At 67.3% G+C, this 6,530-nt stretch carries 6 protein-coding genes; 4 read left to right on the top strand and 2 right to left on the bottom strand.

Features of this window, described 5'->3' with window-relative positions:
* The first annotated feature begins 474 nt into the window (after positions 1–474).
* Together cobF and BUC15_RS08840 are read left to right on the top strand one after the other, a co-directional pair.
* The gene (gene cobF, locus BUC15_RS08845) at positions 475–1,254 is read left to right on the top strand and encodes a precorrin-6A synthase (deacetylating) (RefSeq protein WP_073187231.1); all 780 of its coding nucleotides are present in this window, start codon (positions 475–477) and stop codon (positions 1,252–1,254) included.
* A 42-nt stretch (positions 1,255–1,296) separates the two neighbouring features.
* Positions 1,297–2,709, top strand: a complete 1,413-nt coding sequence (locus tag BUC15_RS08840) for a plasmid pRiA4b ORF-3 family protein (protein ID WP_073187228.1) — start codon at positions 1,297–1,299, stop codon at positions 2,707–2,709.
* Between the two features lie 3 nt (positions 2,710–2,712).
* Here the strand turns inward: BUC15_RS08840 and argF are convergent, their stop codons facing one another.
* Both argF and BUC15_RS08830 read right to left on the bottom strand, forming a co-directional pair.
* On the bottom strand, positions 2,713–3,708 hold the full coding sequence (gene argF, locus BUC15_RS08835; protein ID WP_073187226.1) for an ornithine carbamoyltransferase: 996 nt from the start codon (positions 3,706–3,708) through the stop codon (positions 2,713–2,715).
* A 63-nt stretch (positions 3,709–3,771) separates the two neighbouring features.
* On the bottom strand, positions 3,772–4,230 hold the full coding sequence (locus tag BUC15_RS08830) for a low molecular weight protein-tyrosine-phosphatase (RefSeq protein WP_073187223.1): 459 nt from the start codon (positions 4,228–4,230) through the stop codon (positions 3,772–3,774).
* Positions 4,231–4,389: 159 nt separating this feature from the next.
* Between BUC15_RS08830 and BUC15_RS08825 the strand changes: the two genes are divergently transcribed.
* Positions 4,390–5,076 (top strand): response regulator transcription factor, encoded by a 687-nt coding sequence (locus tag BUC15_RS08825; RefSeq protein ID WP_073187220.1) that lies wholly within the window; start codon positions 4,390–4,392, stop codon positions 5,074–5,076.
* The gene (locus tag BUC15_RS08820) at positions 5,073–6,497 is read left to right on the top strand and encodes a sensor histidine kinase (protein ID WP_073187217.1); all 1,425 of its coding nucleotides are present in this window, start codon (positions 5,073–5,075) and stop codon (positions 6,495–6,497) included. Before BUC15_RS08825 ends, BUC15_RS08820 begins: the two co-directional genes overlap by 4 nt.
* Positions 6,498–6,530 lie beyond the last annotated feature (33 nt).

Raw genomic sequence — 6,530 nt, 5'->3', positions numbered from 1 at the left:
CTGGCCGATTCCCCTCCGCCCGACCTCGGACGATCCTCCGCCCAACCTCGGAAAATCGACCACTGGCCGATTCTCATCCGTCTGGCCGCGAGAATAGGCCACCACCCACCCCCAGAGCAGACGCCGACGCTGGTCAGGCAAGCACTGGCCGATTCTCGTGCCGAGACAGGGCAGAATCGACCACTGGTCGATTTTCAACAGGACAGCCTGGAATCAATCCTCACCCTCCGCGTCAGGATCGCCTTCGGGTGCCGCAATGAGGACCCTTCTTCCCCACGACGGACCCGACACGACCCACCCTGACACGACCCGCCCTGACACGACCCGCCCTGACACGACCCGCCCTGACACGACCCGCCCTGACACGGACCGCCCCAACGCCGCCCCCGCCCCGACGACCCGCCCCGACACGTCCACGGCCGACTCGATAGGATGCGGGTGTTTCCCACGCGCAACCACCACCGGACGGAACCTATGCCCCGATCAAGCATCCCTGCCGAACTTGCGCTGATCGGCATCGGCGCAGGCGACCCTTCTTGGGTCACGCTTGAGGCGGTCGCCGCGCTCCAGAGCCTCGACGTGCTGTTCGTCGTCCTGAAAGAGGACGAACTCGACGACCTGGTCGAGGCCCGCCGCGTAGTGGTCGAACGCCACCGTGACAAGCCGTTAAGGACCGTCGAACTGCGCGACCCGCCGCGCCCCTGGCGCACCGCCTCGGACTACAACGACGCCGTCGCCAGGTGGCGGGAGCAGCGGTTGGCGCAGTGGAGTTCCGCGGTCGCCTCCGAGCTGTCCGACGGCGAGGTGGGCGGCTTTCTGGTCTGGGGCGACCCGGGCCTCTTCGAGAGCACCCTCGCCATCGTCCAGGAGCTGATCCGGGCCGCCGCCAGACCACTCACGCTGCGGGTCATCCCTGGCATCAGCTGCGTCCACGCGCTCACCGCCCGGTTCCAGATCCCACTCAACCGGCAGGGCCGGGCCGTCCAGATCGCCCCCGCCAGGCTGCTCCGCGAGGGCATTCCCCCCGGGCTCGACGACGTGGTGGTGATGCTCGACGGTCGCCAGACCTTCGCCCACATCCATCCCGGCGGCCTCGACATCTACTGGGGCGCCTACCTCGGCACCGACGACGAGATCCTGATCTCCGGCGACCTCGCCGAGGTCGCGGAGCGCATCCAGGGCACCCGTGCGGAGGCGATCAGCAGGAAGGGTTGGATGTTCGACACCTACCTGCTGCGACGCCGCCTCGACTAGATCGGTCGGCTACGGTCGGGACAGACGAATTCGGAGGAACCCATGGGTAACGAGGACACGCTCGACTTTTCAACCTGGCCTCAGGTGCCCCGGCTACAACCGCCGGAGCTGCTGCCCGGTAGCCCCGCAAAGGCCGCGCTCACCGTCCGGGTCGACCTGGACGACGTCGAGCCGCCGATCTGGCGGCGGCTGCGGCTGCCAAGCGACCTGACGCTCGACCAGTTGCACGAGATCCTGCAGACGGCGATGGGTTGGGACGACTCGCACCTCCACCACTTCGTGATGGGCCCGGGTGAAAAGGACCTCACCCGGCAGTATTTCCTCGCCCCGTTCGACATCGCAGAGGGAGAAGACGGGATTGCCGAGCGCGACGTCCGGCTCGATCAGGTGCTCGCAGAGCCCGGCCATCAACTCTTCTACGAGTACGACTTCGGCGACAGTTGGTGGCACACCATCGAGCTCGAGGCGGTCGAGCCCTGCACCGACGACCACCTCGCGGCCTCGTGCCTGGCGGGCGAACGCGCCTGTCCACCCGAGGATGTCGGCGGAATCTGGGGCTTTGCGGAGGCGCTCGACATGCTGGCCGGAAAGACCGAGGGGATGGATCCCGAGTGGGTGGAGCAGAAGCTCAACTGGTTGCCGCCCGGCTATGATCCGGCGTCGTTCTCCGCCGATGAGGTCAGCAAGGCACTCTCCGAGGCTGTCTTTCCACCGATCAGCAGCTTGAATCCGAAGCTGGCGAACCTGCTCGCGCGGGCGGGCGGTTCTTGGCGGTCCCTGGTGGGAAACCTTATGGGACGGGCACTCGCCGATCCGGCCGACCTCAGCGACCCCCAGGTGGCGCAGGCCACCCTGGGATACCGCACGCTGATGGGCACCATCGGTGACGGGCTGACCCTCACCAAGGCCGGATACCTGCCGCCCGGGGTCGTCCATGAACTGTTCGACGCACTGGGCCTGGCCGGCCAGTGGGTAGGCCGATGCACCCGCGAGGACACGACCCTGCCGATCCTCCTGCTGCGGGAGTCGGCCACTGCTCTCGGGCTGCTGCGGAAGGCCCGTGGGCGACTCACCGTCACCGCCGCAGGCCGCAAGCTCGCCGACGACCCGCCAGCCCTCCTGCGCCACATCGCCTCACGGTTGCCGCTCGGCGCCAACTACGAGAAGGACGCCGGCCTGTTGGCGCTGCTGTTCGCGGCTTCCGGTGACGACTGGTACGCGGGCCTTGACGTGGCCGGAGCCATGATGGCTTGGATGGGTTGGCGCGTGGACGATGGGGTCGATCTCGGCCGGGCCACAAATGAATGGGCCTCCCCGACCGTGGATGTCCTGAACACGCTGGCCGGTCGACAAGCAGGCACCCCGCTACGCACCGCGATCGCCCGTGAACTGATCAGCAACGCTGACCCACTGTTGTCCGCCGCCAGCATCCAGGCCGCTCCGCTGTCCCGGTGACGGTCAGCCCGCCAAAGTGGCGACCAGGACCGCCTTGATCGTGTGCATCCTGTTCTCGGCCTGGTCGAAGACGATGCTGGCCCCCGATTCGAACACCTCATCGGTGACCTCGACCCCCTCGAGCCCGAACTGCTCGAACAGGTCGCGGCCGACCGACGTGGCCAGATCGTGGAACGCGGGCAGGCAGTGCATGAACTTCACGTCGGGGTTGCCGGTGGCGGCCAGCAGTGAGGCGTTGACCTGGTAGGGCCGCAACAGGTCGATCCGCTCGGCCCACACCTCCTTCGGCTCACCGAGCGACACCCACACGTCCGTGTAGACGAAGTCGACGCCCTTGACCCCGTCCTCGACATCGGAGGTGACGGTGACGCTGCCGCCGCTGGCCTCGGCCAGCCTCCGGGCCTCTGCGACGATTTCGGGAGCGTTGTGCTGCGACCCAGGCGCGACCATCCGCACGTCCATCCCCATCATGGCGCCCGAGATCAGCAGGGAGTTGCCCACGTTGTTGCGGGCGTCGCCGAGGAACGCGAACGCGATCTCATTGAGCGGCCTGCCGCTGTGCTCAATCATGGTGAGTTGGTCGGCGAGCATCTGGGTCGGGTGCCAGGCGTCGGTCAACCCGTTGTAGACGGGGACGCCGGCGTTGGCTGCCAGGGTCTCGACGATGTCCTGGCCCGAGCCGCGATATTCGATGCCGTCGTACCAGCGGCCGAGGACGCGGGCGGTGTCGGCGGCCGACTCCTTGTGCCCGATCTGCGAGCCGGACGGGTCGAGATAGGTCGTCGTGCCACCCTGATCGGCCATCGCCACCTCGAAGGCGCAGCGCGTGCGCGTCGAGGTCTTCTCGAACAGCAGCGCCACCTGCTTGCCGACCAGTTGAGGAACCTCGCGACCCTCCCTGCGGGCGGCCTTCAACTCGCCCGAGAGGTCGAGCAGCGAGCGCCACTCGTCAGGGGTGAAGTCGAGTTCCTTGAGGAAACTGCGTCCGAGCAGGCTCATCGTCGGGTTCCTACCTCTCAGGTGTTGAGGCACCAAGGATAATCCGCGAGCCTCGGGCGCCCCCTACCGGTCCAGGTTGAGCGACTCCAGGATGCCTGGCATGGCCGCCTCGATGTCGGCGAGGGTGTCCTCGAAACCGGCCTGGTCTCCGAACCAGGGGTCGATCAGGGGCTCCCCTTTCGGCTTTGCCGGATCGAAGTCGTTGAGCAGGGCGACCCTGGCGCCGGGCGCCATCGCCTGCAACCGCTCCACCTGGAACGGCTCGACGGCGACCACGAGATCGGCCTGCATCAGGTCTGCGGCGCTCACCTTGCGGGCTCTGTGCCCAGCGGCGTCGTAGCCGTGGGCAACAAGCGTCCTGACGGCCCTCGGGTCGATCGGGTTGCCCGTCTCCTCAGACGAGATGGCGAAACTCTCCACAACAAGCTCCAGGCCACGCTCGCCCGCCTCCCGGAGGGCGACCCTCTCCGCCATCGGCGAGCGACAGATGTTCCCCAGGCAGACAAATACGAGCTTCGACATGGGACCAGCCTATTTGGTGGTCCGGCCCCATCGGGTCGGGCGGGCCAACCTGGCGCCCCCAATCATCGCCATGGCGGACGCGCCGGGTTGGACGCGCGGCGAGTGTCCTCAGACCCAGGTAAGATCCCAACAAGCAGTGGAAGGTGGCAGGTTTAGGTCATGCAGATCTTGGTGGTGGACGACGATCAGGCCGTCCGTGATTCGCTCGCGCGGTCACTGACCTATTCCGGCGACGAGGTGCAGACGGCCGCCGACGGCGTCGAGGCCCTCGCGAAACTGGTCGGTTACTCGCCCGACGCGATCATCATGGACGTGATGATGCCGCGGCTCGACGGGCTGGAGACGACCAAGATGCTCCGCGACGGCGGCAACGACATCCCGATCCTGATCCTGACCGCACGAGACGCCGTCGGCGACCGGGTCGACGGCCTGGACGCGGGTGCCGATGACTACATGGTCAAGCCCTTCGCCCTTGACGAGTTGCTGGCGCGGCTGCGGGCCCTCACCCGGCGGTCACGCCCGGTCCCGGAGACCGAATCCAAGGTGCTCTCGTTCCAGGATGTAACCCTCGATACGCAGCACCGGGAGGTCACGCGGGGCGGGCAGCACATTTCCCTGACCCGTACCGAGTTCGCGTTGCTCCAGGTCTTCATGGAGAATCCTCGTCGCGTGATGGAGCGCAACACGCTGCTCAACGAGGTGTGGGGCTTTGAGTTCCCGACAACGGCCAACTCGCTCGAGGTCTACATCGGCTACCTCCGCCGTAAGACGGAGGCTGGGGGCCGCGCGCGCCTGATCCACACCGTGCGGGGCATCGGTTACGTCCTGCGCGAAACTCCCCCGTGATCGGCAGCTGGTGGATCCGGATCCGACGCGCCGTCGGCCGTCTCGTCAGTGGGCAGTCGCTGCAATGGCGGCTGGCGTTCTTGACGGGCGCCAGCGTCGCGATCTCGGTGGTCCTGGTGGGAGCAACCACGTTCACGCTGACCAGATGGTCCCTGCTTGAGTTGCTGGACCGCGAGCTGGTCGAGGTGGCCCAGAACGCCACGGCGTCGGTGGCTTCCGATTTTGCCGATCAGGGCCGGTTGTCGCCGGGCGTGTTGGTGGCCTCGAACGGGCTGCTCGCCGTCGTCGGCGCAGACGCCGCGGTGACCCAACTTCCAGGCCAGGATCGGGCTATCCCCGCGACGGCGGACGAGGTGGCGGTAGCACGCATGCAGGTCGGGTCTTCTGCAAGGACCCTCGACACGTCCGGGGTGTCCTACCGTGTGGTTTCCGTCCCGCTGCGGCTCGCGGATGGGACGCCGGTGGCCGTGATGATCGCCAGGCCCATGTCCAGCGTCCAGAACACGCTGAACACCTTGTGGCTCGTGCTGCTGATCGCGGGCATCCTCGGCGTACTCACCGCGACCTTCGCCGCCCTGTGGACCGGGCGGGCGGTCCTGGCGCCGGTGCGTCGGCTCTCGCGCGCCGTCCAGTCGGTCACGCAGACCGACGAACTCAACCCGATCCGGATCTACGGACGAGACGATCTGGGAGAGCTGACGCAGTCGTTCAACACCATGCTGCGCTCGCTTGCCCAGTCGCGCGAGCAGCAGCGCCAGCTGATCGCCGACGCTGGCCACGAGTTGCGCACGCCGTTGACCTCTATGCGCACCAACATCGAACTGCTGGTCGCCGACGACACCTCGGGGATGCTTCCCGAGGGTGCGAGGTCCGAGGTGCTCGGCGACGTCGCCGCACAGCTCGGGGAGTTCTCGGCGCTGGTCGGTGACCTTGTCGCGCTGACCAGGGACGACCAACTCCACCGTCCGCACGAGCTGATCGACATGGCCGACGTCACCATCGCCGCGATCGAACGGGCGCGCCGCCGCGGCCCCGGCATCGAGTTCGACACCTACCTCGAACCCTCCCCCATCATGGGAGACCCGTCGACGCTCGAGCGGGCGATCACCAATCTGTTGGACAACGCCGTGAAGTTCTCGCCGTCCGACGGTGTTATCCACGTCTCCCTCGTCGGCGGGGAGCTCACCATCATCGATCAGGGCCCTGGCATCGACGATACGGATCTGGCGCTGGTGTTCGACCGCTTCTACCGTTCTGACAAGGCGCGCAACACGCCCGGGACCGGGCTCGGGTTGGCGATCGTGGCGCATACCGCGCAGCTGCACGGCGGGACAGCAAAGGCCGAAAACCAGCCGGGGGCCGGGGCGAAGTTCACGCTGCGGATTCCACTGGTTGAGCCTCCCAGCGAGTCGTTCGAATAGCCGCCAAGAAGCAAAAGCGCCCCGCTCGGTGAG

It is taken from the genome of Tessaracoccus bendigoensis DSM 12906, assembly GCF_900141915.1.
Lineage (GTDB): Bacteria > Actinomycetota > Actinomycetes > Propionibacteriales > Propionibacteriaceae > Arachnia > Arachnia bendigoensis.
The sequence above is the reverse complement of the archived record's forward strand: the minus strand, read 5'-3'. Positions and strand labels throughout refer to the sequence as shown.

What these genes read in the sequence shown, in the direction of transcription:
- cobF (WP_073187231.1), top strand. Translation starts at nt 475, where the DNA reads ATGCCCCGATCAAGCATCCCTGCCGAACTTGCGCTGATCGGCATCGGC.
- BUC15_RS08840 (WP_073187228.1), top strand. Translation starts at nt 1,297, where the DNA reads ATGGGTAACGAGGACACGCTCGACTTTTCAACCTGGCCTCAGGTGCCC.
- argF (WP_073187226.1), bottom strand. Translation starts at nt 3,708, where the DNA reads ATGAGCCTGCTCGGACGCAGTTTCCTCAAGGAACTCGACTTCACCCCT.
- BUC15_RS08830 (WP_073187223.1), bottom strand. Translation starts at nt 4,230, where the DNA reads ATGTCGAAGCTCGTATTTGTCTGCCTGGGGAACATCTGTCGCTCGCCG.
- BUC15_RS08825 (WP_073187220.1), top strand. Translation starts at nt 4,390, where the DNA reads ATGCAGATCTTGGTGGTGGACGACGATCAGGCCGTCCGTGATTCGCTC.